Raw genomic sequence first — 26,391 nt, forward strand, 5'->3', positions numbered from 1 at the left:
TATGAATCGCAAAGTTGTGATTGGACTTTGGTGTGGCGCGATGATTGTGGCTACAATCGGGGCTTCTAGATTGGCAATGAGTCAATCCTCTAGAGCCACTGATTCAGCAATTACGATTAACTTGACACAGATTGTTCGGAAACTACGAGGATGGCGGAATGAAGGATCGTTGTCTGTGCAACAGCGATCGCAACTCAAACAAACTCAGCAGAATGTGCGATCGCGAGTCACCCGACTGCTGAAGAATCAGCCACTTCTAGTTCTGAGAATGCTAGTCAAGTCGCCCCAAGAAGCGAAACGAATGTTAGCAGATTTCTCATCGGAATCACCGCTCACGCTCGGTCAAGAGTTTCATGGAATTCAGTTGACGAGTCAGCAAGCGATTCAAATTCGGCAAGCACGAGAACGACTGAGAGAGGGCTTCGATCGACAAGTGCGGAACTATCCAGCGCTTCCGATCTGGCTGATTGTCTTGCCTGATATTCAAGCCGATCGACTTTATGAGCAAACGTTAGCAGCATCGGTCAAAACCTATGTTGATGACGTGACCAAAGTGCTGTCAATCGAACAGCAGCAACTTTGGCAGCAGAATTGGCTACAAGTCGAAAGCCGCCTAGCTGAACAGTAGGTCTTAAGTCCTAGACGAGACAGAATCTAGGTCTTAAGTCCCAAACAAAAGTCAGGACTTGCGACTCAGGCGCTTTTCTACCACCAAGCTTAAAGTTAAAACATGACTGAGAACGCACTACTAACTAGGAGAAGCTTAATGCAGTCTGATGCGCCTCACTCTGATGACTCTACTTCAGATGCCCAGCAATGGGAAGAGGTTCGGCAGATGTTTCGAGCAGCAGGAGTTCCTTTAAGTTCTGATCAAGAGAGTCAATGGCAGCAGGCGAACCAGTGCCTTAAAACTAGCCTAGAACAAGAGTTTCAAGATAACTTTCTTTGCTTGTTTCTGAGGCTTTTTGTGATGACGCTCTTGCCCAGTGCAGTTCTCAACATTGTGGGAGCCGCACTTCTAGGAGATGCGATCGTGGACTATTTCAGAACAATGCAGGAAATTCTCACCCCTGAACAATGGCAAGTGTGGGAGCAAACTTTTCATCGCAATCAGTAACATCATTTTGGAGTCAAGCACAATGATCGGACGAATCATTTTAGCAGTCATCTTTGGCACGATTGGAACGGGAATCGGGTTTGGAGTCGGGGCGGGTTATCGCAGTGTTACAACCTTGGTCACGCAAACCGCAGCAGGAATGTGTAACACGGTGGATACTGCGGCAAATCAAGGATTGATCACGCCCGCGCAAGCTCTGGAAATCGGTAAAGTAGTTGTCAAACAAACTCCAAAAGAGCAAGCAAGCAATGTTAGCAAGGTGTTTGGCACTGATGCGTCGAAGGCTGGAGAAGCTTGTAAACAGTTTCAGAACGGTTTGCAACAGGTCTAAGTAGGTGGGCTGAATTAATTTGAAGATCACTCGCTTCGTTCTATGTCGCCCCGGATTGAAATCGGGGCTAACAGTGCGAAGTCCCCTTCAGGGACTAAGAGCTAATCAGGACAGGCTCTTCAGTGGGTTTCAACCCACTTCGCACTGTTAGCCCGAACTTCTAGTTCAGGGCGAGTCAGCAACGAAGCGAGAGAATTTGCCGGACTTAGGTTTAATTGTGTCTATCTACTTAGTTTATTCAATTAATCTACGGAGTACAACAAATGAAAACACTTGCAGCAATTTTTGTTCCCGCTTTGGTTGGTGTCCTAATTGGCGGAGGCGCAGGTTACTTTTGGATTGGCACGAAAGGTCAAGAGACTGGAAGATTAGCGGGAACTTGTCTCGCGGTTGATGCGGCTGTCACAGCTAAAGTTCTCACACCAGATCAAGCTGAAAAACTCGGTGCAGCACTGGGGACTAAAAACAATCTTCAAGCGGCTCAAGATCTACTCAAAAGTAGTGAGAGTCCAAAAGAGGGCTGTCGCCGCGCTCTTCAAGGAATTGTTCAAGCTGCAAAGTAACTAGGGTGTACTATGCTTTCTAGACCTATTCAATCTGAATCGACTCCTTTTTTGTTGGGCTTCGTGCCATTTTTTCGGAAAGAAATTCAAGAGTGGAAACAGCAGAAACAAGCTGCGATCGCAGTTCTCCTACTCATTCCTTTTCTCCTAAGTCTTGCTGGAATTGTCTTGATTAAGTTAGCACAAATGTCAGGTGTATCAGCGATCGCAGCTGATGGGGATCATCTCACGCTTTCAGCAACTTCGACAAGCAATCCGCTTTGGCTCGGTGTCGTCTCTGTCTTACTCTCGATTGGACTCATCCCGAATGAGCTAACGTCTGGAACGCTATCTTGGAATCTAACGAAACCACTCTCTCGGCTCTCTTTTCTGTTGGGCAAATGGTCAGGGAATGTTTTGATGATCTGGCTAGTTGCAGTTGTTCTCGCGAATGTTGTGACGCTGCTTATGGCGCTGATTGGAGTGGGTGCTGGTACTTTTTCGATTCCAGTTGTTCTAGCTAGAAATCTGTTTGCATTATTACCGATCGCATTTTGGGTTCTATTCTGCCTGTTTGCTGGAATGTTCTTGAAAGATCAAGCTGCGATCGGTGCGTTTGCCCTAGTTCTTGCTGCGATCGGTACAGGACTTGCAAGCGCTCAAGGTTTGGCGAGTACCTTTGGAATTCAGCTGAGTCAGAACAATCAGGCTTGGTTTGATGCGATCGCAACCTACTATCCAACCAATGTAATTGATGGTTTTCTGACCGCAGACAACACGATCAACTTCTTGAAGCTTTCAATCTATCTGGTCTACATGGCTTTGATGTTCGTCGCAACTTACTCGATGTTCGATCGCAAAGAGTTCTCCTAATTACTACAAATCTATGTCTACCGCCATTTCAATTCGCAATCTGACCAAGCAATACGGTAAGCTCACGGTTCTCAACAATCTTTCTCTTGATGTCCCGCATGGCTCAATTTTCGGATTCCTGGGACCGAATGGAGCCGGAAAAAGTACCACGATTCGTATTCTTGTCGGACTCAGCCGAGCTACAAGCGGCAGTGCAAGTGTGAATGGAGTTCCGGTCACATCATCTGGATTGCATCGTCGCCATCTTGGTTATATCGCTCAAGAGCCAAAATTCTACGGCTGGATGACGGGGCGAGAAGTTCTAGAATATGCTGCCAGCTATCACTTCAAAGATGGCGTGTCTAAGCAACGGATTGATAGTTTACTCGATCGAGTCGGAATTGCCGATGCGGGTAATCGAGCGTGTCGAACTTATTCGGGGGGAATGCGACAGCGACTAGGAATTGCTCAGGCATTGATTGGAAAGCCTGCGATCGTGATTCTGGATGAACCTGTTTCGGCAATGGACCCGATCGGACGAGCAGAAGTTCTAGAACTGATGCGAGATTTGCGAGGAGAAACAACGGTTTTTTACTCGACCCACATTCTAGAGGACGTGCAGCGATTAAGTGACTATGTTGCAATTCTCGATCGGGGTACATTGATCACAACTGCACCCACTCGACATCTACTCAGTAGCTTCAATCGCGGAACACTGCGAGTCACATTTGCAAACTCAAATCGCCACATTGTAATGGCACTCAAAGACATTCCAGGTGTGATTGATTGTTCACTCACAGAGCAGTATGAAAATCTCATGGTCTATGCTGTACAGGCGAAAGAAGATGCTGTGCCTCAAGTACAGCTTGCAATTACGCATCTTGCATCAGAACGTGATCTGCCGCTAATCACGAATGAATTGCTCAAGATGGATCTCGAAACAGTATTTCTACAACTACTTGGCGCACAAACTCACAAGCTACATGCAGCATAATCTCTTCCATCGTCTCATGTCTACCGATAATCCAATCAGCCCAACGATTGAGAAAAGCAAACCCACTCAACAAAAACGAAAAGGCTTATGGCTGCTCGTTACCGGAAGTCTTCTAGTGGGAGGAGGTTGGTATGCTTATACCCAGATGAATCGAACGAGTAGTAATGCTGCAATTCCAGTCTCTATCATGCCTGCAATGCAAGGTAATGTCGAAAATAGTGTAACTGAAAGCGGCACGATCGAACTTGGTGGACAGCAAGTTCTCAAAGCTCCGAGTGAAGTCACCGTTGAGCGAGTGAATGTTAAAGAAGGACAACGAGTTCGCAAAGGTCAAGCGCTCGTGATGCTGAGAAATCGGCAAGCCCAAGATCAACTAAAAGACCAACTCGCTGAAAATGCCAAAGCAGAACTTGATTTGTCTCAAACTCGTGCGAAAGTTGCGGATGCCGCCCAAAAGTTACAGCAAGCAAAAGATGATCCGGATTTAGCTAGAAGTCGGGAAAAGGTTGCAGAGGTGCAAGTTCAGGTAAAAGCGGCTGAAACTCGGTTCAAAGAATCTCAAGCACTGTTGCAAAAAGGATTTATTTCAGCGACCGAACTTCAAACGGATAAAACTGCACTTGATACCGCAAAATCATCGCTAAGAGATGCAGAGATTGCAGCATTCAAAGCACAACGGGAACATCAAAATAAAGTCGCTACGGCTCAATCCGCGCTTGATGATGCTCAAATCACATTAGACAAAGCTGAAATTGATATTCAGAAAGGACGTGAGAAGATAGAAGGACTACAGCGACAACTCAGCGATCGAGTAGTCACTTCTTCGATCGATGGCATTGTTCTGAAAGTCAATGTCAGAAATGGCGACGGCATCAAAACCGAAAGCCCAATTTTATCACTTGGTGATCCAACTCAAGAAACGATTCGGATTCAACTCACAACGCTCAATGCTGCAAAAGTGCAAGTGCGGCAACCTGCTAGAGTCAGCTTGATCGGACCTCAGATGCAGCAGTTTACAGGTCGAGTCGTGAGCTTATCCCCTCAAGCAACGGTTCCAGGGGCGCAACTGGGCGATGCTGCGAGTGTTCAACCTGGACAGCAAGCAAAAGTCGAAGCGAGAATTGCACTCGATAAGCCGAGTAATACATTGATTCCGGGTAGTTCTGTGAGTGTCGAAGTCATCACTGAACAACGTCAGAATGTAATTTTTGTTGCCCCTGAAGCGGTTCAGCGAACGGAAGAACCTCCGTTTGTCTGGCTGAAGGACAAAAACAATCGAGCGAAGAAACAAGCAATCCAAATTGGTTTACAAGGATTGCAAGGCATTGAAGTCACACAAGGATTAAACGCAGGGGATGAAGTGGTTATTCCACAGCCCAATAATCAGATTCAGGCTGGAAGCTTACTCAATACTGATCCTCAACCTGTTCCTTCTCCTTCACCGTGAACTATGGCGCTGTCAATTGCTGAACTCCTGAAAATGACTTGGAGGTCGATTCTCACAGATCTGATTCGCTCTGGACTAACGACGATCGGCGTTTTTATGGGTGTTGCTGCGGTTAGTGCCACGTTAAACGTGCAATCGATTACCAATGCTCAAATCGACCAGAAGCTATCAGAACGTGAGAAACCGTTTATCACTCCTTCAGTCTATCCGACTGATTTCTCGCTACCGCCACCAAAGTTTGAAGAAGCGGACATCAGAGCGATCAAAGAGGCAATTCCAATCATTCGATCGATTAGCCTTGTCGGAACTGTTGGAGGAGTTGCAAGTGTTCAATTTGAAGATAAAGAAGTTCAGCAGTTAGATGTCCGGAGTGTGTCTCTGAACTATCTCGACACGACCGGGCGCAGAATGCTTCAGGGGCGATTCTTCGATCGCGCTGATTTTGAGCAGTATCGTCCAGTTGTGATTATCGATGAGAAACTAGCAACAACCTTGTTTCAAGGGCAAAATTCTTTACGACAATCAATCTATGCGGGTGGAACTCGGCTGACGATTATCGGCGTGACTGAAACCAAAACGGATGCAACCGGAGTACAAACACAAGGGACACTCTGGCTGAATGACAATTTTGCTGCGATCGCACAAGGAGACGCAAGATTCACTGCCTTACAAATTAGTCCTCATACGCTCGAACAAATCCCCGAACTACGTCAGCGTCTTGAACAGTTCTTGATACAGCGCTATCCCCAAATGAGTGTTTATCTAAACGATAATGCAACCGATTTATTGAAGGAAAAAGAAACGCAAGCAATTACAGCGCGATCGCTACTCGTCATCGGTTTGATTGCCCTAACGATTAGCGGAGTCGGAATTGCGAATATTACGATCGCAGCAGTGATTGAGCGTACTAAAGAGATTGGAATTCGTCGGGCGATCGGGGCAACGCAATCTGAAGTCATGCTGCAATTTGTGATGGAGGCAGTGGTATTGAGTGTAATTGGAGGGGTGGGTGCGATCGCTGCAACTCATAGTCTTACTCAAGTTGCTACAACCACGATCGTTAAAGTTCCCTACCAATTCTCGATTCAGAATGCTGCTCTAGCAATGGGATCGGCTGTCGTTGTTGGCGTTGGTTCTAGCTTTTTACCAGCCTTGCGAACTGCAAAAATTGACATTATCAAATCTCTAAGGAGCGAGTAGCTAATGTTTTCTAGAGTGACGCTTTTAGTAGTTCTTCTTTGGTGTGTTCCAGCAGTGGCTCAGTCGCCGAGAACAGTGAATCTAACCTTGCCAGAGATCATCACACTTCTGTTGCAGAACAATCTCGATTTGAAAAATGCAACACTCGATCGCATTGTGCAACGTCAACAACTGCGGGAAGCAGAAAGCGCCTTCACGCCCAGAATCGAACCCAAGCTAGAAGTTCGCATGAATCAAAGCTTATCGAACAATGGCATTTCTAATTCTTCTAGTATGGATCAACGCGCTCAAGTGGTTGGAACAATGCGAACACCACTAGGAACAACAATGTCTGTCACTGCTTCTCCCTTCGACTCAAGCCAGCGTTTTGGAATCACGATCTCCCAACCGTTACTTCGAGGATTTGGCTCGATCAATCGCATTCCGATTCAACAAGCAAGATTGACCGAGAACAGGAATCAGCTTGCTTTGCGTCAAACGTTATCGAATCAAATTACTCAAGCGGGTACGGCTTATCGAACACTAGCGCGATCGCAAGAACAACTCAGAATCCAGCGTCTTTCCTTCGAGAGCCAGCGTCAGCAAGCAGAATTTACTAAAGTGCTAGTTGATGCAGGCAGACGACCGCGATCGGCATTAGTCGATATTGAAGCAAACATTGCTGTGACACAAACTCAGTTAGTTAATGCTGAAAACACAGTGAAACAAGCTCAGTCGGATTTACTTCAGCTACTCAATCTGAATGAACCATTGAACATCGTAGTTCCACAAAGTGCCATTGATGAATTCAAATCTGACTCACCCATTGCGAACTCAATGCTTTCTCAATCATCTGAAACATTGCTAAATCTAGCCTATGCTCAACGTCCTGACTATTTACAGGCACTTCTCGATAGCCAATCTTCGGAACTCAATCAACGAGTTGCAGCCGATAATCAACGCTGGAGCTTGAATCTTGAGGGCAGTATGAATATGGGGAATAGTTCGCAGGCAGCAGGCGCGATCGTTCTCAGTCGTGTCTTAAACGATCCTGCGCTTGAAACCGCATTTCAGCAAAGCCGAGTCGATGTATTGAAACAGCAGAACAATCTAACGCAACTGCGAGAATCGATCAAAATTGAAGTCGAGAGTCGATTGCGCGATGTTAGTGCAGCCCGCGATCGCATCACGTCTGCTCGACAAGCTAGAGAACTCGCTGAACAACGACTCGCAAACGCAAACGAGCGATTCCGACTTGGACGAGGCACAGATATTTTTGAGGTAATTTCACTTCAGAACAGTGTCGTTACGGCTCAAAATGATGAGGTCAATGCCCGAATCGAACTGCTAGATACAATCTCGCGTCTAGAACAAGCTCTTGGTGTCACGTTGGATAGTTGGGAAACTACAATTAACGAGAGTAAGCTTCTTCAGGTTCAATGAGGAAAATATTTCAATATCTTGAATGTCTCACTCACTCATTCAAGCATTAATCTTGCTCCAAATTTTTGGCACAACGCGATAAATATTCTTGGAACTGCGATCGCTCTTGTTGACTAAATCCCGCGAACACTTTTGCTTCGATTGCAACCGCTTGAGGCGAATTCTGCAACGTTACTCTCCATCGGCATGACCTGGGGACGCGCCACACTCGTCCTATTGTTAACCGTTGGAATGTGTATGGCTTCGGGCAGCGTAGCATTATGAAAGCTGCAATCGGCTGATCCGGCAGATATTTTCTGAGGTTACTACTCAATGTTTCAACAAACTGAGCGATCGCATTTTAGTCTGATCTTTTTACCCGTAGTCACTATGTTTCTAGCTGATGTTGAACTCCGTTCTGCTGGCTTTTCTCAGCACCAAATCTTGCTTTGTCTTGTAGGAGTGACTGAATTTTTCAAGCACAGCTAGGGTTGTCATTTTTGAGTCACAATTCTCCAAGAAAGTAAGGTTAGCTCGTTCCATTTCTTGCACTAAGGGGGGCTTTCAATGGCTGACATTCTCCTGACTTGGCTTGTGACCACTGTTAGCTTTTTGATCATTGCTCGACTTCCGATCGGGGTTGAGCTTGATAATTTTGGCAAAGCTGCGCTGGCTGCTGCTGTGTTCGGAATACTCAATGCGCTGCTGCGACCTGTTCTCGTTTTCTTTGGCTTTCCGTTTATCCTGATAACGCTAGGGCTATTTTTATTTGTTCTCAATGCAATTATTTTTGGAGTTGCAGCCGCGATCGTAAATGGATTTCGGTTGCGCTATGGGTTTTGGAGTGCCTTGCTCGGTTCGATCGCGTTATCGATCGTGAATTCCGTTCTTCTATCTTTGATTTGAGGAGTTTGAAGAATGCGAAACTTATTGATGCACAGTCCGATTGTCGTTGCACTTTGCTGGATTATTACATTTCTGTTTTTCACCGTTCTACCACTGTTAGTTTTGTTGATCTATCCACCGCCTGCGGGACGGGGATTCTGGACAGAGTTTTCAGTTGCACTAGGATTCATTGGTCTTGCATTGATGGCATTGCAGTTTGCGCTTACGGCGAGGGTGAATCGGATTGAAGCCTCTTACGGAATTGATCTAATTCTGTCGTTTCATCGCTATACCTCGTTTGTAGCGTTTGTCATGGTGTTAGTGCATCCGCTGATTTTGTTTTGGGTGCAGCCAGATACCATTCAATTGTTGAACTTTCCTGAAGCGCCTTGGCGAGCAAGAATGGCAGTGTTAGGAACCGTTGCGTTCATTGCATTGATTGTCACGACGATTTGGCGCAAGCCCTTGAAGATTCCTTATGAACCCTGGCGACTATCGCATTCAATTTTGTCGGTGTTAGCAGTCGGATTGGGACTAGGGCATGCTTTGGGGGTTAGGAACTATTTGGGATTGTTTTGGAAAGCAGTGTTGTGGGCAGCGATCGCACTCGTCGCACTTTGGTTGATTGTTTATATTCGCTTGGTTAAACCGTGGCTGATGACAAAGAAGCCGTTTCTGGTAGAAGAAGTGAGACCTGAGCGTGGCGATGTTTGGACGCTGGCACTGCGCCCGATCGGGCATGAAGGATTCCACTTTCAGCCCGGACAGTTTGCTTGGATTACGCTCAACATCACGCCGTTTAGTATGCGAGAGCATCCGTTCTCAATGTCATCGAGCGGACAACATTCAGAGCGATTAGAATTTGGCATTAAAGCAGTGGGGGACTTTACCAGTAAGGTGAAAGACTACAAGCCCGGAACGAAGGCTTATTTAGATGGTCCCTACGGGGTTTTTACTACCGATCGCTATGAGGATTCAGCAGGATTTATCTTAGTTGCTGGCGGAATTGGGATTACTCCGATCATGAGCATGCTGGTCACTGCGGCGGAGCGAGGGGACGATCGCCCTTACACGCTGATTTACTCAAACAAAACTTGGGATAGCATTACCTATCGAGAAGCGATCGAGGAGTTGAAGGACCGATTGGATTTGACGGTAATTCATGTTCTGCGGGAGCCTCCGGAGGATTGGGAAGGAGAAACCGGATATGTGGATCAGGAATTGCTCTCGCGCTATGTTCCTGCTCGTCGAGGCACGCGCCATTATTTCATTTGCGCTTCACCGAAGATGATGGAGCAAGTCGAGCAAGCATTTCGCGATCTTGATGTTCCCATAACGAATGTCCATTTAGAGCATTACAACTTAGCTTAAAGAGGAGGATCAAGAATGCGCTACAACATCATGCTGCAACTCGTGAGCTTTCTAACGCTGGTTTTACTAGGGACGGCAGCTTTTTTTGCTTGGATGCAGAATCGTCCTACGATCGAGCAAAGTCCTAACGCGAAAGAGAACGCTGGATTACTTGAAGTCTAGCAAACAGCATTAGAGGGTGTTTGAGAAGTCATCGTTGATCGCATTCGCCCGCCCGGAAATGAATCTCCGGGCTAATCGTGGGAAGCCCACTCAACTGGGCTAAGAACTCCGCATTACTCTCTCAGCCCGCTTCAGCGGGGTTTCCTCCATTAGCCCGGAGATTCATTTCCGGGCGGACTGGCAACGCAGCAAAGCCGCTTTTTATACTTCTCAAACACCCTCTTAGAGCAACTTCAGTTGATTAGACTTGCTTTGAAAATAGAGTTTCATGCGTGAGTGTGACCGTAATTTCGGTCATGTCGTCTCTTGCGCGAATGTCTTAGCAAAATGTCTTAGCAAATAGAATTCGACAAAAGCCGCCGAACGCAGGTTAAGAAAATGGCTGTGAGTTCGTGTTCGGCGGACTTCGTTTGTGTCACTGCGAATTCCATTCGCTTGGGCATCCATCATGTACTGCGATCGAAGATTAATTTGGTATCACCTGCCGTCTCAGTCAGAATGATTTGATTATTCTGACTCACTGATGTTGCGATAGGGAGCCATCCAATACCCTGCGATTTCCTGAGCAGGCGACTGTTTTTTAAGCGTTGACCAAACTGCTCGATCTCCTCTGGAAATGAGTCTAACCAATCGCGATCGACTAGATAAATGACGGGTGCTGCTAGAACTGCTTGCACACAGCGCCAACACCGGAAAAAATTCTGATCGTGAGGGGTGCAACTGGTTCGTTCGGGAGCCACAATGCACATCAAGTAAGATGCCCAGTACTCTCCAATAAAGCCAGCTTCCCCCAGATTAGCAATGGGCTGGGGCATGGAAAGTCGGGATTGTGATTTCTCAATTGCAAACACATAGCTAGGCAAGCTCAAACTTCCTAGTAACACCGTTAGCACGAACAAGGCTGTCACTCGTCTGACTGAGGATGGGCAACAAACTCCCTAAACGGTTTTGCCCCCAGTAGTACAGATCTTCAGGAAGTCGCAGATCATACGCCATCATCGCATGAACAGCTTGGTCTGAATCAAAATGGCGCTAAAAATCCAGCAAAGGATCGAAAAGACAGAGCGAAAATCAGCACGATTAACGCATAAAGCAGAACTGACTGAACCCTAGATTTAGCCATACTGATTTAGGTTTTAGCTACAATTTCAAAGCGGTGTTTAACGCTGGAGAACTTGCCTTCTCAGCAATTTGAGCAAACAAATTATACTTCACGATGCAAAAGACTGCTCTCAATCCATCTTTCCAACCAATTTTCTTGCCTTCCTGGTAGGTTCGTCCATAGTACGAAATTCCCACCTCATAAATGCGGCACCCAGTCTGGGCAATTTTCGCCGTAATTTCTGGCTCGAAACCAAATCGATTCTCTTCGATCTTGATCGACTGAATTACCTCTCGACGGAACACTTTGTAGCAAGTTTCCATGTCGGTTAAATTAATGTTTGTCAGCATATTTGAAAGGAGCGTCAAACCTCGATTCACCACCATGTGCCAGAAGTAGACGACGCGATGCGGCTGGCTGCCCACAAACCGAGAACCAAACACCACGTCTGCTTTACCCTCAACGATCGGCTTCAAGAGAAGGGGAAATTCTTGCGGATCATATTCAAGATCGGCATCTTGAACAATCACCACATCTCCTGTCGCAGCTTTAAACCCTGTGCGGAGTGCAGCCCCTTTACCCTGATTCCGAGTGTGATAGATAACTTGCTCAACTTGCGGCTCGATCGCACATCTCAGGAGTTCTCTCGTGCCGTCGGTGGAACCATCATCCACAACAATGATTTCTAGTGATTCGATTGGAGAAGCTTTCACCGCTTTCACGACTTGCACAATCGTACTGCGTTCATTGAAACAGGGAATTACAACGGATAGTTTCATCGAATGATTAGCTCCGCTTTGCAACTAAACAAAAATTGTTCATACCAAACTGAAAGTACTGGTGCTGGAAGAATTGAAACGGAGCTTCTTTCAACATGACGTGCTGTAGCGTTTGACGATCGTAGTACCGCTTATGATCCCGAATTTCTGCTTCGTCTACAATTTTGAGACGATACGCCAAAAACTCTAGGACAGGTTTTGCCCGGACAGAGGGAACGGTAAGGATTAGCTTTCCAGAATCTTTGAGAACTCGATAAACCTCTTGCAAAATCGGGGTTTCATGTTCAATGTGTTCTAGAACAGCTAACATTGTCACGACATCAAAACTCTGATCCGGAAAAGGCAATTCGTGATCGAGCTTGAGGGGAATCGTTTCGATATTCCCAGTCTTAGCTGGAGAAACTTTGAAATCAACTCCAACGCCGTAGTCAATTCGAGGGGCGATCGCTTTTAACAAAGTAGCAGATCGACCGCAGCCAATGTCCAGCACTCTAGCATCCGATGGAATCTGAGAGACAATTCGCCTCAGCCTCAGCCATCGTAACAACGGCTCTAATAGTATTTCAGACATGACATTAGTAAAAATGTTGACTACGAATCAGTAGATGTAGAGAGGAGCTATGACATCTTTACATTAGCGTTCGTTTAGGTATAGAGGATAGCGGTAAACTACGAGCGAACCGTCATGCTAAAGATAGAGGTACAATTTGCGGAGTTGCGAATATTTATGCCTTGAGATGCAGAATAGCTATCTCCGGAGCCGTACTAATCTAAAAATTGGTACTGCACGAGTTTTCTCACCTCCTGAACTGGAAGCCTGATTTCCTGAACGATCTCACAACAAATTAACAGCGTTCTTGACTCATTCCAAAGGGATATTTACGCTCATTTCCTCGCCTTGTCACTTTCGAGTCACATTTGCAGTTGACGCTAAAAATAAGAATTTGAACACGATCGCATTTAATAGTGCAGTCTCGATCGCAATTTGAGCATTTTTTGACAATTTATCCCTACTGCCCGCGAGGTTCTAATCATGAACGCAAGGTTTTATAAACAAGTTTTTTCAGTCCTGAGTTTAACAGTTGATATTGCTAGTGTCAGTCAGTGCAGGCGTTTCTGACTTGGCTTGTCGGTGGCTTTGTTTCCTTAATTGGGGCGTTCTGCTATGCCGAGTTAGCCCTAGTCAGCTTGGGACGAACTTCGTTTGTCTAGTTCCGCGAATTCTATTTGCCCAAGCATTCACACAAGAGGGCTATTGATAGTGAATTAACGCTACACGCCGATTTTCGCGCATGGTCAGTCATAACGCAAGCTCTTATTCGTCAACCTACGATCGCACCTGAAAGCGGAGAGGAAATCATGACAGCAGAAGAAAGACGACTGGAAGAAGACCGGACTCGCAAAGCTTACTGGCGGCGATGGGGACCGTACTTAAGCGATCGTCAGTGGGGTACAGTCCGAGAAGACTATAGTGCTGACGGTTCAGCTTGGGATCATTTTCCGCATGAACAAGCGCGATCGCGGGCTTACCGTTGGGGCGAGGATGGTATTGCTGGAATTTCGGATAATCATCAGCGATTGTGCTTTGCGATCGCGCTTTGGAACGAGGAAGATCCCATCCTCAAAGAACGCTTATTTGGCTTAACAGGACCTGAAGGCAACCACGGCGAAGATGTCAAAGAGTCCTACTTTTATCTGGACAATACGCCGAGTCATGCCTACATGAAGTATCTCTACAAGTATCCGCACGCTGCTTTTCCTTACACTCAACTTGTGCAGGAGAATCAACAGCGGAGCTATCACGACCCAGAGTTTGAGTTAGCAGATACAGGCATCTTTACTGAGAATCGCTACTTTGATCTTTATGTCGAATATGCGAAAGCAGCAGACGAAGATATTTTGATTCGGATTACTGCTATCAATCGCGGAGCAGAGTCAAAAACGCTGCATCTACTACCGACCTTATGGTTTCGCAATACCTGGTCGTGGGAGCAAACTAGCCAAAAGCCCCAACTACAGCAACGTCAAAGCAATGGATCGATCGCGACGGTTAGTGCATCGCATCCAACTTTGGGGAATCGATGGCTGTACTGTCAAGCGGCTGATGCGCTTTTGTTTACTGAAAATGAAACCAACTATCATCGATTGTTCGGTGCTGAAAACTCGTCGCCCTATGTCAAAGATGGCATTCATGATTGCATTGTGCAGGGCAAAACGGAAGCCGTTAACCCACAACAAACCGGAACGAAGGCTGCGGCGCATTACAAACTAACGCTTGATCCTCAACAGGTTGAAACTATTTACCTCCGTTTGACCCATCATGCTACGTTAGCTGATCCCTTCGATGAATCGTTTGAAGCGGTCTTTGCTCAACGTCAACAAGAAGCAGATGAGTTTTACCAGCGCATTACACCCGATCGTCTCTCTGTTGATGCTCGCAATATTCAGAGACAGGCATTTGCAGGATTACTCTGGACGAAACAGTACTATCATTACGTGATGGAAGATTGGCTCAAGGGCGATCCAACTCAACCGCAGCCGCACCGCCACAACGCCCGCAATCAAGAATGGATTCATCTGTTTAATGATGACATCCTTTCGATGCCGGACAAGTGGGAGTTTCCGTGGTTCGCCGCTTGGGATTTAGCTTTCCACTGTGTTCCGTTGGCTATGATCGATCCAGATTTCGCTAAGCGCCAACTCGATCGCTTAACGCGGGAATGGTATATGCACCCAAATGGTCAAATTCCAGCGTATGAGTGGCACTTCAGTGATGTGAATCCGCCTGTTCATGCGTGGGGAACTTGGCGAGTCTATCAGATTGAAAAATCGCTCTATGGTCGCGCCGATACTGATTTTCTAGAGCGAGTTTTTCAAAAACTACTGCTGAACTTTACCTGGTGGGTGAATCAAAAGGATCACAATGGCAACAATGTATTTGAGGGAGGATTTCTCGGTTTAGATAACATTGGCATCTTCGATCGCAGTTCTGAACTGCCTACTGGAGGCTATCTCGAACAAGCTGACGGAACAAGCTGGATGGGGATGTACTGTCTGAATATGTTAGCGATCGCATTAGAACTCTCAAAAACCAATCCGACTTACGAAGACATTGCTAGCAAATTCTTTGAGCATTTCCTCTACATTGCAGATGCGATGAATCACATTGGTGAGAGTAGCGTTTCTCTGTGGGATGACGAAGATCAGTTTTACTATGATGTGTTGCATCTGCCGAACAATGATTGGCATCGCTTAAAGGTTCGATCGATGGTTGGATTAGTGCCGCTATTTGCAGCCGAAATTCTAGAACCGTCTATGTTAGAGCAATTTCATAGCTTTAAGAAACGATTTGAATGGTTCATCGAGAACCGCCCGAATCTACAACGGAACATTGCTGCTTTAGAAACGCCTGGAGATCACGATCGACGGTTGCTTGCGATCGTTTCTCCCCACAAACGGTTGAAGTCCATTCTGAAACGATTGCTGAATGAATCTGAGTTTTTGAGTCCTTACGGCATTCGTTCCGCCTCTAAGTTCCATGCTGAACATCCCTACACCTTCGATGTTGATGGACAACGGCATGAAGTCCGCTATGAACCTGCTGAATCTACAAGCGGTATGTTTGGTGGTAACTCTAACTGGCGCGGACCGATCTGGTTTCCGATGAACTTTCTGCTGATTGAATCCTTGCAGAAGTTCGATCGCTATCTAGGAGAGGACTTCAAAGTAGAATGTCCAACGGGTTCAGGGCAATGGATGACGCTAGGAGAAGTCGCGGCAGAACTTTCTCGCCGCTTGATTCGCATTTTTTCGATGGATGAACACCACAATCGCCCAGTTCACGCCCAGACTGATCTCTTCCGCAATTCTCATTGGCAGCATTTACTCCTGTTTTACGAGTATTTCAATGGTGATACTGGAGCGGGACTCGGTGCCAATCACCAAACTGGATGGACTGGACTGGTCGCAACGCTGATTCATCTTTGTGCAGGCGGCGATCCCTTAGCTTCCGAACCGTCTCGATCGAGTCAATCTATCTCGACATCCAAATTAGAAGTCATTGCTTCAACAGACTGCAAGGTTTAGAACTACAATCACCCTTTTACCAGGCTTGTCACTTCTAAATCACATTTGCTTTCAACACTAAAGATAGTGCTAGGCACAATCCCCTCGAAACAGTGAAGAGCAAATCGTTTAAACATGGAGAAAACTATCATGGCGCTACTGAAATTTGAAGGATTCCATTTCGACTATCGCAACACCGCAGCCTCGGACGGACCTGATATCGATGACCTGAAGAACTTTAGTGTTTACGCCTCCTTGCTTGGCGATTAAACATTAGCGATCGCTCTAAGCATGACTCTTCTCTCTACAAAACTGTAAGTTGTATTAGGTTATGGAGAATTAAAATGATTCATTGTTCCGATCGATTTCTTTTTGCAACCGCTGGAGTCGTAGTTGTTGCAGGAACCACGATTATTGCCGCTCTGGAACATCCCGTTAATGCTCAAAACGCCGCTCCGAACTTTCCCGATACCCAAAATCACTGGGCACAACCGTTTATTCAAGCATTAGCAGCCCGCAATATTGTTAGTGGCTATCCCGATGGGACGTTTCGCCCAGAGCAAGCTGTCAGACGGGATGAATTTTCCTCGATCGTGAAACGCGCCTTTAATCAACCCGCAGAACGACAGATTGAAAGCGGCAGCACTTTCCAGGATGTTCCCCAAGGCTACTGGGCAGAAGATGCAATCCGGGAAGCCTATCAAACAGGCTTTGTTTCTGGAAACCCTAACGGTGATTTCCGTCCCCGCCAGCCGATTAGTCGTGCAGATGCACTTGTCGCACTATCGCGTAATCTACCGCTACAGAACGCCGCTCAACCCGGAAACCCTCAATCCACCAGCACAGCACCTCCTGCCCAAACGCCTCAACAGCGACGCGCGGCTCGCCCTCAAATGTTACCTCTAGCAGCAACTACATTGCTTCAGCCGTTCATTACCCCAGTTGCTCAAGCACGAGCCGCCATTCAACCAGGGACTCAATCCCCTGCACAGGCTCAGTCTCCGCAGAATAACCAGCAGGCAGCAGGGGTGCGTCCAGCATCAGAAGTCGTGCAATATTATCAGGATGCCGATCGCATTCCTGCTGATGCGGTAGATGCGGTGGCGGAAGCGACCCGCGCCAGAGTGGTTGTGAATCATCCCGATACACGAGTTCTAAACCCAACGCAACCGACGACACGAGGAGCAATGGCAGCGTTTATCCATCAGGCATTGGTAAGCCAAGGCGCAATTCAACCGCTTGATGATAGTACACAAGCATCGCAGTACATTGTTCAGCAACGCTAGCGATCGTCTCTTGGATCAAATCTGCCGGAAGAAGCGCGTCAGCTTCTTCCCTTTTGTGTACTTTTAAGGATATGGCGATCGTCTCCTAGCGAACTAGAAAAGGAATCAGCAGATAAAGCGGTTTCAGGGTTTACCATGCGTCAATTGATTATTCAAGTTCCACGAGGGCGGGGCAAAGCGGTTTCCCAAATTGCTGAATCTTGTGATGCAGTAAACATCATTCAGACTGAAGCGCAAAGTCTTGATCAGCCCACTGATCTGCTGATTGTTTATGTCTCTAATCGCCAAGTTGAAGCGCTACTTGCCAAACTTCAAGAGCTATCAGAGGTTCAAATCACGCTCTTACCTAGTGGAGTCATTGCCTTACGCCCTCCTGAGTCTGAAACATCGCAGCAGGTCAAAAACGTAACCTCTCGCAGTCCGATCGAGGTTTTCCTATCAGGATTGCAAAGCGTCGGATCATGGCGTAGTTTTCTCGCTTATGCTGCCGTTGCGGGGATCGTCGTTTGGATTGGACTGTACACGAATACGAGCTATCTTCTAGTTGCGGCGATGTTAATTGCGCCGTTTGCAGGTCCCGCGATGAATAGCGCGATCGCAACTGCACGCGGAGATTTACAGCTACTAGGACGTAGTATTCTCCGGTACGTTGCAGCCTTAAGCGTCACGATTGCGATCGCGTTTCTGCTCAGTGTCATTCTGCAACAGCAAATTCCGACATCATTGATGCTTGATAATAGCCAGATTTCAGCCGTCGCAGTTCTCATTCCATTAGCAGCGGGAGCAGCCGGAGCGCTGAATTTAGTGCAGTCCGAGCGCAGTAGTTTAGTGTCTGGAGCAGCAGCCGGAATGTTAGTTGCCGCCTCGCTTGCTCCTCCCGCTGGAATTGTTGGTATGTCAAGCGCGATCGGGCGATGGGACATGACCGTGAGCGGACTTTTCTTACTGGTGTTGCAACTGTTCGGGATTCATCTATCAGCGACGTTAATTTTTCGCCTCTATGGACTGTCTTCTCAAGGGAGCCGCTATTCACGGGGAAAACGGCGAGTTTTTCCGATCGCATTAACTGTATCTCTTATTTCACTGGCTACAATTCTGCTTTGGCAGTTTTGGAATTCACCGGAGTTTGAGCGATCGAGCCGCGCTCAACGAGCAAACGCAGAAGTGCAACAAGCGATCGAGCAAGCTGAATTTGTCCAACTGGTTGAAGCAAATGTGCGGTTTACTCGTGCAGAAATCGCAGGGCAGAATACATTGCTTGTTGAAGTGTATGTTCAACGTCAGGCAGACAGCGCTCTTTCAGACCAGCAGATTCGCGATCGCTTAACGCAAACCATCCAAAGTCGCATACTGAATCAAGGATTTAATGTCACTCCGCTTGTCAGTGTCACCGTGTTAAATCCTCCCTGAGTCGTGACACACCTTTTCTGGAGATAGACGTTATTCTGAGCGATTTCTTCTAAACTCGGCACGAACGATGCGCCTAAAAACAGTCCTATGAGTGTCGAGCTAACAGCGGTCTGGAACCAGCTTGAGTCAATGGTGCGGGGCTTTCTCGCCTCGCTTCCTAACTTAGCGATCGCAATTGTTGTCTTCTTTATCTTCTTCTTTACTGCTAGAGCCATGAAGCGGACGGTGCGACGAGCAACCGAAAACCGCCGACGTGCCCGCAACTTAGGATTAGTTTTGGGACGCTTAGCGCAAGGAGTAACAATTCTGATTGGCTTGTTCGTAGCATTGTCGATCGTTGTTCCAACCTTTAGAGCAGGCGATTTGGTGCAATTGCTTGGAATCAGCGGGGTTGCGATCGGCTTTGCGTTTCGGGATATCCTTCAGAACTTTCTATCAGGAATTTTGATTCTCTTAACTGAACCGTTTCAGATCGGGGATCAGATTGTGTTTAAGAACTTTGAGGGAACCGTCGAGAACATTGAAACTCGTGCAACCACGATTAGAACTTATGACAATCGCCGCATTGTGATCCCGAACTCTGAACTGTTCACGAATTCGGTGACGGTGAACACTGCCTTTGAAAATCGCCGCATGGAATATGATGTCGGAATTGGTTACAGTGACGACATCGAACAAGCGAAACACCTAATTTACCAAGCATTAGAAGAGATCGATGAGGTGCTGCGTGATCCGGCACCCGATGTGTTAGTCATGGAACTTGCAGGAAGTAGCGTGAACATTCGAGTGCGCTGGTGGATTAATCCACCCCGTCGAATTGATGATTTGCGATCGCGCGATCAAGTCCTCACAGGGATCAAGCAGAAACTAACCGCGAATGGAATTGATTTGCCTTTTCCCACGCAGCAAATTCTCTTTCACGATCAGACCGAAGACACCGATGGCGATCGCACTCGACAGCGAGAAGGATGGCCCGCTGGACAGAAACAAGCTCCTCGCGCTCGCAGCATTAGCGGGGCACTCCGAACATTAGCAGAGCGTAGCGTTCAGCAGAACGGTCATCCATCTTCAAATCACCATGAAAAACACCAAGCTGAGTAAGTATTGGGACACTTTACAATCGAGCTACTGGTTTCTTCCATCGCTCGTTTTAATTGCTGCGATCGCACTCGCTTTCACAATGCTTCATCTCGATCGTACAAGCGAGTCAGGAACAACCGAGCTTTGGTGGCTTTATACAGGCGGACCGGATGGTGCGAGGGCTGTATTATCTGCGATTGCGGGATCGATGATCACCGTTGCAGGAACCGCATTTTCGATCACGATCGTTGCTCTACAACTTGCTGCTTCTAATTTCGGACCGCGTTTGCTGCGAAATTTCATGCAGGATATTGGCAATCAGCTTGTCTTAGGAACCTTTATTGGAACCTTTATTTATTGTCTATTAGTGTTGAGAACCATTCAAGGTGAGGACTATTCGCCGTTTGTTCCTCAGATAGCGGTTACAGTTGGCGTGGTGCTTGCCATTATCAGCACAGGTGTTTTAATCTATTTCATTCACCATGCTTCGACGATCATTCAAGTTTCGCAAGTACTTATCAATGTAAGTGATGATCTCGATCGCGCGATCGATCGACTTTACCCAGAGCGAATTGGACAACATCCGCCGCGACAAGTCGGAGAACTTCCCCATCAGTTCGAGCAGCAATCTGCACCGATTAAAGCAATAAAAAAAGGATACTTACAAGCGATCGACGATGAGGAACTCATGCAACTTGCTTGTGAAGCTGACGTTGTGTTCTGCATTAAAACAAGACCCGGAAAGTACGTGATTCCGACCACTTCGCTAGTTCTGGTTTACCCACACTCCCGCCTTTCCCCGAAACTCGTCAAACAAATTCAGAAAGCTTTTATCTTCGGCAACGAACGAACGGAACAACAAGACATTGCCTTTCCGATCGAGCAACTCGTTGAAATCGCATTAAGAGCGCTTTCTCCTGCGGTCAATGATCCATTCACAGCAATTCGCTGCATCGATCACCTTAGTGCAGGGTTAAGCCGATTAGCACAGCGAGACATTCCTTCTCGTTACCGCTACGATGACCATCAAACGCTGCGAATTATTGCAGAGCCAACGACTTTTGAAGCTCTGATCGATCGCGCTTTTAATCAAATTCGGCAGTCCTCACAATCGGATGCTGCGGTCACGATTCGATTGCTCGAAGCGATCGCGCTGATCGCTACTTATGTCGAAACTGCAAAACGAAGAGCGGTCTTACGTCGTCATGCTCAAATGATTTGGCGAGGGAGTCAGAGTGGACTGTCTGAAGAATGCGATCGCAATGATGTAGAGCAACGGTATCAACAAGTTTTATCAGCATTAGATGCTGAAGCAAACGAATCCGAATTGAGACAACTCTGATGTAGATTTGTGCAGCAAGCCGATGATACGATCGCCCGCTTGCCATGTTTCATTAGCAAGAACAATCCGCAAATTTTGGTCTCGTTCGATTAACAATGGCAGTAACTCGTTCGAGGCGATCAAGGATTGTAATTGCGTTTGTTGCTGTGCAAAAGTTGGCGATCGTAGAACAATTTCGACAAGCTGTGTTTCATTCTGATCGAGCAAATCATTCCATACCTCTAGAGAAATCTGGGGAGTAAAAGCAACCTGAATTTCTGGCGCGATCGCGCTGAGACTCTTTCCATCTTCTAGCGCCGACTGAACCAAAATAGCAATCAAATCGGGGCGAAAGCGTTCCGAAGCGCGTTGAGCTAAAATTCCGTTCAGCGCTGGACTCCCGGTTAAAGCGAGAAACGAATTAAACGAAGAGATTCCTTCTGCTTCTAGCTCTTCTAAATTTAAGCGATCGCTCAACATCGGAATGTCACTCGATGAATCTGAAGTTGCTTCACTCGCCTGAGAATTAATCAAAACGACGGTTTCACCTTTTTGCTGAAGCAACTGCGCCAACAATCGCGCCAATGAATGCTCACCCACAATCACGGTTCTCACTTGCTCCGCCCGCAGACCGAGCCACTGTGCAACCCAACCTGCTGTCAGTCCCTGAACAAAGACAGTCATGAGAATCGTGAGAAACACTAACGCTTTAAGTGCATCACCGCCATTCATTCCTTGATTGCTTAGAGAAATTGCAAACAATGATGCCATTGAAGCTGCCACAATGCCACGCGGCGCAATCCAGGACAGAAAAAATCGCTGTTGCCAGCTAAAGCCACGATTCCAAGTCGAAATCAAAACATTAATCGGACGAACGATCAGCATCAGTGCTAAAACTGCGAGAATGCCTTCCTGCCCCAAATCAAACAGAGTCTCGATCGATAAGTCAGCCGCAAGCAGAATAAATAGCACTGAGTTTGCCAAAATCCCTAACTGTTCATTAAACTGCCGCAGTAACCGCTCGTCTGGTAGATCAGCCGCTCGAATGACGATCCCCATCACTACCACGGCTAGTAATCCTGACTCACTTCGTAATGCTTGCGCTAAACTAAACGCGCCCCAAACTGCCGCCAATACCACAAGATTCTTTAATTCTTGAGGTAGAACCTTGGATTGTTTGAGCAACAAGCTGAGCAAACCACCAGAGATGAAGCCGATCGCAACTCCGATCCCCAAGCGCAGAACTAATCCTTTCAACAGCATCAATGGAATCGCTGTATCAATGAAAACGAGCGGGACTGCCTTCTGACTCAGCACAATGTTGAGCGTAATCACTGCAAGAATGGCTCCGATCGGGTCAATCAGAATGCCTTCCCCTTCTAACAGTGTTGCAACTCGTCGTTCTGCACCCACTAGCTTCAATAAAGGCGTAACTACAGTAGGTCCAGTCACAACCACTAAAGACGCATAAAGAAATGCGATCGCCCACTGAAAATCAGCAATGAAATGAGCCGCAACCGCACCACCGAGTAGCGTCATCAAAACGCCGATCGTGATCAAATTGCGAAGGCTAACCGAAACGCTGCTAAGGTCACGAATCTGTAAATTCAGTCCTCCATCGAATAGAATTAGCGCGATCGAGAACGAAATAATAACTTCCAGCCCATTACCCAATACAGAGGGTTCGAGCCATTGCACTCCACTCGACCCCAGAGCAAGACCAAACACTAATAAAACAACAATACTAGGAATCTGCAAGTATCGAGCGACCACCTGAGCGCCAATGCCAACCCCAACGGTAGTGCTAATCAAAACTGTGGTCGTTAAAGAGTCTTCCATTCCCCTCCCTTCAGAGCAGCTAATCAAATCGATCGATACGATTCACCAGTAGCGCAACTGGAATCATAGGAAGAGTCGGCAGCAGACAGAGCAACCATTGATTTAAACTCAGTGGTGCAGTTCCAAACAACCCATTCATCACGCTCCATTGACTAAAGATAATCTGTAAGATCACCGCGCCCGCAATTCCAATCATAATGGCACGAGTTTCTTTAAAAGAAATAGTTCTCCTGCCTCGCAGTTTAGCAATTAGCGCAGTTCCTAGCTGGCTAATACTGAGCAAGTAAATAATTCTGCCTGCTACCAGTGCTTGAATTGCCATTGTTCGTGCTAGCGGCAAATTGCCTGTACTCTGCCGCACCCATTCAAACATGCCGAAGATTAAAATCCAGTTAAACACTGAGATCGCTAGAATTCTATAGACTAGCGATCGAGAGAGCAAGGGTTCACGAGGATTCCGAGGCGATCGCTGCATTACGCCATCCGATTTGGGATCAAACGCCAGCGGAACTGTCATCGCGATCGAGTTCACCATATTCAGCCACAGCACTTGTAGCGATAGAATCGGTAGATCTCTAGCAAACAACGCGCTGATCAAGATGGTCATGGATTCACCGCCATTCACGGGGAGAATAAACGCGATCGCTTTTCGCAAATTCTGATAAACCGTTCGCCCTTCTTCGACCGCAGCTTCGATCGAAGCAAAGTTATCATCGGTGAGCAACATATCTGCGGCTTCTCGCGCCACATCAGTTCCCGCGCCTGCCATTGCAATGCCAATATCGGCTTTCCGCAATGCGGGCGCATCATTCACACCGTCGCCCGTCATCGCCACAATTTCACCTCTAGACTGTAACGCTTCGACTAAGCGTAACTTCTGCGCTGGAGCGACACGAGCAAAAACAACACTCTCTGTCACCGCTTGCGAAAGTTCTGCATCGTTCATTTGAGCTAACTGCTGCCCGTCGTACGCCTTAGCTTGAGCCGCCCGTTGCAGTCCGATCCGTTCTGCGATCGCTTTTGCAGTTGTGACATGGTCGCCCGTGATCATCTTGACTTGAATACCCGCCGACTGACAGGAATGCACTGCCGCGATCGCCTCGGTTCGAGGCGGATCAATCATGCCCTGTAAGCCCAGAAAAACCAATCCTGTCTTAATATCATCATGATCGATCGTCTGCTGAGATTGAGGCACTGTTTTCCTTGCAAATGCCAACACCCGCAAGCCCTTTTTTGCCATCCGTTCGACTTGTTGTTTTACTTGATTTTGATCGATCGAACATCGTGCCAGAATTGCTTCTACTGAACCTTTCACATAGATGACGTGCGCTTCCTCTGGTGTATCATGCAGCGTCGCCATGTACTGAAACTCAGATTCAAAAGGAATCGAATCAATCCGAGGAAGAAATTGTGCGATCGAGGCGGGATAGAAGTCTGCTTTGTTCGCTGCTGCAATCAATGCCCCTTCGGTTGGATCACCAATCACAAGCCAGCGATTATGATCTTCTTCTAGATGCGAATCGTTACACGCTAAACCTGCAACCAGACAGTCTCGTAACTCAGACCCGATCTGTGTGGGATTGCCCGCCGAGTCTGTGATTTCGCCAATGGGACTGTAGCCTATTCCACTCACTTGGTAGCATTGTCCCCCTGCATAAATTTCTTGAACCGTCATCTGGTTCTCAGTCAGAGTGCCAGTTTTATCTGAACAAATGACCGTTGCACCGCCCAATGTTTCCACCGCAGGTAGTTTTCGCACGATCGCGTGTCGTCGCGCCATTCGGTTTACTCCGATCGCTAACGTCACAGTGACCACCGCAGGCAATCCTTCTGGAATGGCACTCACCGCCAGCGCCACCGCTGCTTCAAACATTCCAGCTAACGATTGACCCTGACCCACTCCAACCGCCAATGTCAGGGCGGCTAACGCCAGAATAATGTAGAGCAAAGTATGGCTGAATTTGGCGAACTTACGAGTTAATGGAGTACTGAGATCGGTTTGACTACTCAGCGATCGCGAAATCTGCCCAATCTCCGTCTCGTTTGCAGTTGCGACGACAATCCCACTGCCTTGCCCAAACGTGACGTAACTCCCCGCATAAGCCATGTTTAAGCGTTCTGCGAGTGGAGTTTTGGGTTGTAGCGGCTCCACCAGTTTCTCAACCGGAACCGATTCTCCAGTTAAGCCTGATTCATCAATTTGAAGATTGCGGATGTTGATTAAGCGCAAATCTGCCGGAACTTTATCACCCGAAACAAGCAGCACTAGATCACCTGGAACAAGCTGCTGAGAAGGAATGCGCTGTTTAGTATTATCTCGAATCACAGTAGCTTCAGTTGTGACCGCTTTCGCGAGAGCCGCGATCGCGCCTTCTGCTTTCGATTCCTGCACAAATCCAATGATAGCGTTGATGATTGTAACGCCCCAAATCACTGCTGCATTTGTCCATGATCCAAGAAACGCTTTGATTGCACCCGCAACAATCAGAATGTAGAGCAATGCTTGATTAAACTGAAGCAAAAATCTCAACCAAACAGGCTTTCCAGGTTTAACTGTAAGTTCATTTAACCCGTATTGCTCTTGATTCCGGCGCACTTGTTCAAGAGACAATCCTGCTTTAACGTCACTGTCAAACTGTTCAACGACTTCTGAAGCCGTTAGTTCATGATGAGGACGAGACGAAGACTGGGAGATTGCTGTCGAAGTCATAGTTCTAGTCGTGCAACACGATGCAGTGTAGTAATCTTTTAACAATAGAGAATTAAGCTGTGCATCACCTAAACGACGCAGAAAAATTAATGTCTAAACTTTAGAACTTTGTGCAAGCTGTTGTGCGATCGTGTTCAGCATTTCCGTAGGATAGAACGGTTTTGTCATGTAAACGGCATTGAGCTTGTGAACAATCCGGCGATAACTCTCCTCTTCTGCACTCGTACAGATAATGACAGGCAATGATGCCGTTGCACTATCTAGCCTGAGTTGTCGTAACACTTCTAGCCCATTGAGTCCAGGCATATCAATGTCTGAAATCACTAAGTCCGGTTGATATTCTTTGATTTTATTCAGTCCTGACCGTCCATCTGCTGCACAAACAACTTCATAGCCTTGTAGAGCTAGCACACTGCACAGCAAATCCTGACTGAGAATATTGTCTTCTAGCACAAGAATTTTGATCATTGTCGGCAATCAATGAATAAAAAGAATTC

At 47.0% G+C, this 26,391-nt stretch carries 24 protein-coding genes; 17 read left to right on the top strand and 7 right to left on the bottom strand.

Features of this window, described 5'->3' with window-relative positions; translation table 11 throughout:
• Window position 1: 1 nt before the first annotated feature.
• The 9 genes from ACQ4M5_RS06010 to ACQ4M5_RS06050 all read left to right on the top strand — a co-directional run bounded on the left by ACQ4M5_RS06010 (window position 2) and on the right by ACQ4M5_RS06050 (window position 7,905).
• Window positions 2-628, top strand: a complete 627-nt coding sequence (locus ACQ4M5_RS06010; RefSeq protein ID WP_430674704.1) for a hypothetical protein — start codon at window positions 2-4, stop codon at window positions 626-628.
• A gap of 138 nt (window positions 629-766) precedes the next feature.
• Window positions 767-1,117, top strand: coding sequence for a hypothetical protein (locus tag ACQ4M5_RS06015; RefSeq protein ID WP_430674705.1), 351 nt, complete (start codon window positions 767-769; stop codon window positions 1,115-1,117).
• Between the two features lie 22 nt (window positions 1,118-1,139).
• The gene (locus tag ACQ4M5_RS06020; RefSeq protein ID WP_430674706.1) at window positions 1,140-1,448 is read left to right on the top strand and encodes a hypothetical protein; all 309 of its coding nucleotides are present in this window, start codon (window positions 1,140-1,142) and stop codon (window positions 1,446-1,448) included.
• Window positions 1,449-1,711: 263 nt separating this feature from the next.
• Window positions 1,712-2,011, top strand: coding sequence for a hypothetical protein (locus ACQ4M5_RS06025; protein WP_430674707.1), 300 nt, complete (start codon window positions 1,712-1,714; stop codon window positions 2,009-2,011).
• Window positions 2,012-2,023: 12 nt separating this feature from the next.
• Complete coding sequence (locus ACQ4M5_RS06030; protein ID WP_430674708.1) at window positions 2,024-2,863, top strand: ABC transporter permease; 840 nt, start codon at window positions 2,024-2,026, stop codon at window positions 2,861-2,863.
• Between the two features lie 13 nt (window positions 2,864-2,876).
• Entirely contained in the window at window positions 2,877-3,836 is a 960-nt protein-coding gene (locus tag ACQ4M5_RS06035) for an ABC transporter ATP-binding protein (protein ID WP_430674709.1), read from the top strand.
• 16 nt (window positions 3,837-3,852) lie between these two features.
• Window positions 3,853-5,283, top strand: coding sequence for an efflux RND transporter periplasmic adaptor subunit (locus ACQ4M5_RS06040; RefSeq protein WP_430674710.1), 1,431 nt, complete (start codon window positions 3,853-3,855; stop codon window positions 5,281-5,283).
• Between the two features lie 3 nt (window positions 5,284-5,286).
• The gene (locus ACQ4M5_RS06045; protein WP_430674711.1) at window positions 5,287-6,483 is read left to right on the top strand and encodes an ABC transporter permease; all 1,197 of its coding nucleotides are present in this window, start codon (window positions 5,287-5,289) and stop codon (window positions 6,481-6,483) included.
• 3 nt (window positions 6,484-6,486) lie between these two features.
• Window positions 6,487-7,905 carry a TolC family protein gene (locus ACQ4M5_RS06050; RefSeq protein ID WP_430674712.1) on the top strand — a complete coding sequence of 473 codons (1,419 nt, stop codon included), beginning with the start codon at window positions 6,487-6,489 and terminating at the stop codon, window positions 7,903-7,905.
• 46 nt (window positions 7,906-7,951) lie between these two features.
• Here ACQ4M5_RS06050 and ACQ4M5_RS06055 read toward each other — a convergent pair whose 3' ends face one another.
• Window positions 7,952-8,074, bottom strand: a complete 123-nt coding sequence (locus tag ACQ4M5_RS06055) for a hypothetical protein (protein ID WP_430674713.1) — start codon at window positions 8,072-8,074, stop codon at window positions 7,952-7,954.
• A 377-nt stretch (window positions 8,075-8,451) separates the two neighbouring features.
• On the opposite strand from ACQ4M5_RS06055, the gene ACQ4M5_RS06060 reads away from it, so the two are divergent.
• The 3 genes from ACQ4M5_RS06060 to ACQ4M5_RS06070 are packed head-to-tail and all read left to right on the top strand — an operon-like array spanning window position 8,452 to window position 10,302.
• A complete protein-coding gene (locus tag ACQ4M5_RS06060) occupies window positions 8,452-8,790 on the top strand; it encodes a phage holin family protein (RefSeq protein WP_430674714.1) in 339 nt (112 codons plus the stop codon).
• A 12-nt stretch (window positions 8,791-8,802) separates the two neighbouring features.
• Window positions 8,803-10,140 carry a ferredoxin reductase family protein gene (locus ACQ4M5_RS06065; protein WP_430674715.1) on the top strand — a complete coding sequence of 446 codons (1,338 nt, stop codon included), beginning with the start codon at window positions 8,803-8,805 and terminating at the stop codon, window positions 10,138-10,140.
• Window positions 10,141-10,155: 15 nt separating this feature from the next.
• Entirely contained in the window at window positions 10,156-10,302 is a 147-nt protein-coding gene (locus ACQ4M5_RS06070; RefSeq protein ID WP_430674716.1) for a hypothetical protein, read from the top strand.
• Window positions 10,303-10,748: 446 nt separating this feature from the next.
• On the opposite strand, the gene ACQ4M5_RS06075 is transcribed toward ACQ4M5_RS06070, so the two are convergent.
• The 3 genes from ACQ4M5_RS06075 to ACQ4M5_RS06085 form a co-directional block, all read right to left on the bottom strand.
• A complete protein-coding gene (locus ACQ4M5_RS06075; protein ID WP_430674717.1) occupies window positions 10,749-11,210 on the bottom strand; it encodes a hypothetical protein in 462 nt (153 codons plus the stop codon).
• 232 nt (window positions 11,211-11,442) lie between these two features.
• Window positions 11,443-12,183 carry a glycosyltransferase family 2 protein gene (locus tag ACQ4M5_RS06080; RefSeq protein WP_430674718.1) on the bottom strand — a complete coding sequence of 247 codons (741 nt, stop codon included), beginning with the start codon at window positions 12,181-12,183 and terminating at the stop codon, window positions 11,443-11,445.
• Window positions 12,184-12,190: 7 nt separating this feature from the next.
• Window positions 12,191-12,754, bottom strand: a complete 564-nt coding sequence (locus tag ACQ4M5_RS06085) for a class I SAM-dependent methyltransferase (protein ID WP_430674719.1) — start codon at window positions 12,752-12,754, stop codon at window positions 12,191-12,193.
• A gap of 788 nt (window positions 12,755-13,542) precedes the next feature.
• Here ACQ4M5_RS06085 and ACQ4M5_RS06090 point away from each other — a divergent pair.
• The 5 genes from ACQ4M5_RS06090 (at window position 13,543) to ACQ4M5_RS06110 (ending at window position 21,366) form a co-directional block, all read left to right on the top strand.
• Window positions 13,543-16,269 carry an MGH1-like glycoside hydrolase domain-containing protein gene (locus ACQ4M5_RS06090; protein ID WP_430674720.1) on the top strand — a complete coding sequence of 909 codons (2,727 nt, stop codon included), beginning with the start codon at window positions 13,543-13,545 and terminating at the stop codon, window positions 16,267-16,269.
• Window positions 16,270-16,592: 323 nt separating this feature from the next.
• Entirely contained in the window at window positions 16,593-17,534 is a 942-nt protein-coding gene (locus ACQ4M5_RS06095) for an S-layer homology domain-containing protein (protein WP_430674721.1), read from the top strand.
• Window positions 17,535-17,669: 135 nt separating this feature from the next.
• Complete coding sequence (locus ACQ4M5_RS06100; RefSeq protein WP_430674722.1) at window positions 17,670-18,944, top strand: TIGR00341 family protein; 1,275 nt, start codon at window positions 17,670-17,672, stop codon at window positions 18,942-18,944.
• Between the two features lie 87 nt (window positions 18,945-19,031).
• The gene (locus ACQ4M5_RS06105; RefSeq protein WP_430674723.1) at window positions 19,032-20,045 is read left to right on the top strand and encodes a mechanosensitive ion channel family protein; all 1,014 of its coding nucleotides are present in this window, start codon (window positions 19,032-19,034) and stop codon (window positions 20,043-20,045) included.
• Complete coding sequence (locus ACQ4M5_RS06110) at window positions 20,023-21,366, top strand: DUF2254 domain-containing protein (RefSeq protein ID WP_430674724.1); 1,344 nt, start codon at window positions 20,023-20,025, stop codon at window positions 21,364-21,366. Before ACQ4M5_RS06105 ends, ACQ4M5_RS06110 begins: the two co-directional genes overlap by 23 nt.
• On the opposite strand, the gene ACQ4M5_RS06115 is transcribed toward ACQ4M5_RS06110, so the two are convergent.
• The 3 genes from ACQ4M5_RS06115 to ACQ4M5_RS06125 all read right to left on the bottom strand — a co-directional run bounded on the left by ACQ4M5_RS06115 (window position 21,325) and on the right by ACQ4M5_RS06125 (window position 26,362).
• The gene (locus ACQ4M5_RS06115; protein ID WP_430674725.1) at window positions 21,325-23,184 is read right to left on the bottom strand and encodes a cation:proton antiporter; all 1,860 of its coding nucleotides are present in this window, start codon (window positions 23,182-23,184) and stop codon (window positions 21,325-21,327) included. The genes ACQ4M5_RS06110 and ACQ4M5_RS06115 overlap by 42 nt on opposite strands.
• Window positions 23,185-23,203: 19 nt before the next feature.
• A complete protein-coding gene (locus ACQ4M5_RS06120) occupies window positions 23,204-25,894 on the bottom strand; it encodes an HAD-IC family P-type ATPase (RefSeq protein WP_430674726.1) in 2,691 nt (896 codons plus the stop codon).
• 93 nt (window positions 25,895-25,987) lie between these two features.
• The gene (locus ACQ4M5_RS06125; RefSeq protein WP_430674727.1) at window positions 25,988-26,362 is read right to left on the bottom strand and encodes a response regulator; all 375 of its coding nucleotides are present in this window, start codon (window positions 26,360-26,362) and stop codon (window positions 25,988-25,990) included.
• Window positions 26,363-26,391 lie beyond the last annotated feature (29 nt).

It is taken from the genome of Leptolyngbya sp. AN10 (assembly GCF_050565645.1).
Taxonomy (GTDB): domain Bacteria; phylum Cyanobacteriota; class Cyanobacteriia; order Leptolyngbyales; family Leptolyngbyaceae; genus Leptolyngbya.

Excerpts from the sequence above, each read along its gene's own strand:
- ACQ4M5_RS06010 (WP_430674704.1), top strand. The coding sequence starts at position 2 with ATGAATCGCAAAGTTGTGATTGGACTTTGGTGTGGCGCGATGATTGTG.
- ACQ4M5_RS06015 (WP_430674705.1), top strand. The coding sequence starts at position 767 with ATGCAGTCTGATGCGCCTCACTCTGATGACTCTACTTCAGATGCCCAG.
- ACQ4M5_RS06020 (WP_430674706.1), top strand. The coding sequence starts at position 1,140 with ATGATCGGACGAATCATTTTAGCAGTCATCTTTGGCACGATTGGAACG.
- ACQ4M5_RS06025 (WP_430674707.1), top strand. The coding sequence starts at position 1,712 with ATGAAAACACTTGCAGCAATTTTTGTTCCCGCTTTGGTTGGTGTCCTA.
- ACQ4M5_RS06030 (WP_430674708.1), top strand. The coding sequence starts at position 2,024 with ATGCTTTCTAGACCTATTCAATCTGAATCGACTCCTTTTTTGTTGGGC.
- ACQ4M5_RS06035 (WP_430674709.1), top strand. The coding sequence starts at position 2,877 with ATGTCTACCGCCATTTCAATTCGCAATCTGACCAAGCAATACGGTAAG.
- ACQ4M5_RS06040 (WP_430674710.1), top strand. The coding sequence starts at position 3,853 with ATGTCTACCGATAATCCAATCAGCCCAACGATTGAGAAAAGCAAACCC.
- ACQ4M5_RS06045 (WP_430674711.1), top strand. The coding sequence starts at position 5,287 with ATGGCGCTGTCAATTGCTGAACTCCTGAAAATGACTTGGAGGTCGATT.
- ACQ4M5_RS06050 (WP_430674712.1), top strand. The coding sequence starts at position 6,487 with ATGTTTTCTAGAGTGACGCTTTTAGTAGTTCTTCTTTGGTGTGTTCCA.
- ACQ4M5_RS06060 (WP_430674714.1), top strand. The coding sequence starts at position 8,452 with ATGGCTGACATTCTCCTGACTTGGCTTGTGACCACTGTTAGCTTTTTG.
- ACQ4M5_RS06065 (WP_430674715.1), top strand. The coding sequence starts at position 8,803 with ATGCGAAACTTATTGATGCACAGTCCGATTGTCGTTGCACTTTGCTGG.
- ACQ4M5_RS06070 (WP_430674716.1), top strand. The coding sequence starts at position 10,156 with ATGCGCTACAACATCATGCTGCAACTCGTGAGCTTTCTAACGCTGGTT.
- ACQ4M5_RS06080 (WP_430674718.1), bottom strand. The coding sequence starts at position 12,183 with ATGAAACTATCCGTTGTAATTCCCTGTTTCAATGAACGCAGTACGATT.
- ACQ4M5_RS06085 (WP_430674719.1), bottom strand. The coding sequence starts at position 12,754 with ATGTCTGAAATACTATTAGAGCCGTTGTTACGATGGCTGAGGCTGAGG.
- ACQ4M5_RS06090 (WP_430674720.1), top strand. The coding sequence starts at position 13,543 with ATGACAGCAGAAGAAAGACGACTGGAAGAAGACCGGACTCGCAAAGCT.
- ACQ4M5_RS06095 (WP_430674721.1), top strand. The coding sequence starts at position 16,593 with ATGATTCATTGTTCCGATCGATTTCTTTTTGCAACCGCTGGAGTCGTA.
- ACQ4M5_RS06100 (WP_430674722.1), top strand. The coding sequence starts at position 17,670 with ATGCGTCAATTGATTATTCAAGTTCCACGAGGGCGGGGCAAAGCGGTT.
- ACQ4M5_RS06105 (WP_430674723.1), top strand. The coding sequence starts at position 19,032 with ATGAGTGTCGAGCTAACAGCGGTCTGGAACCAGCTTGAGTCAATGGTG.
- ACQ4M5_RS06110 (WP_430674724.1), top strand. The coding sequence starts at position 20,023 with ATGAAAAACACCAAGCTGAGTAAGTATTGGGACACTTTACAATCGAGC.
- ACQ4M5_RS06115 (WP_430674725.1), bottom strand. The coding sequence starts at position 23,184 with ATGGAAGACTCTTTAACGACCACAGTTTTGATTAGCACTACCGTTGGG.
- ACQ4M5_RS06120 (WP_430674726.1), bottom strand. The coding sequence starts at position 25,894 with ATGACTTCGACAGCAATCTCCCAGTCTTCGTCTCGTCCTCATCATGAA.
- ACQ4M5_RS06125 (WP_430674727.1), bottom strand. The coding sequence starts at position 26,362 with ATGATCAAAATTCTTGTGCTAGAAGACAATATTCTCAGTCAGGATTTG.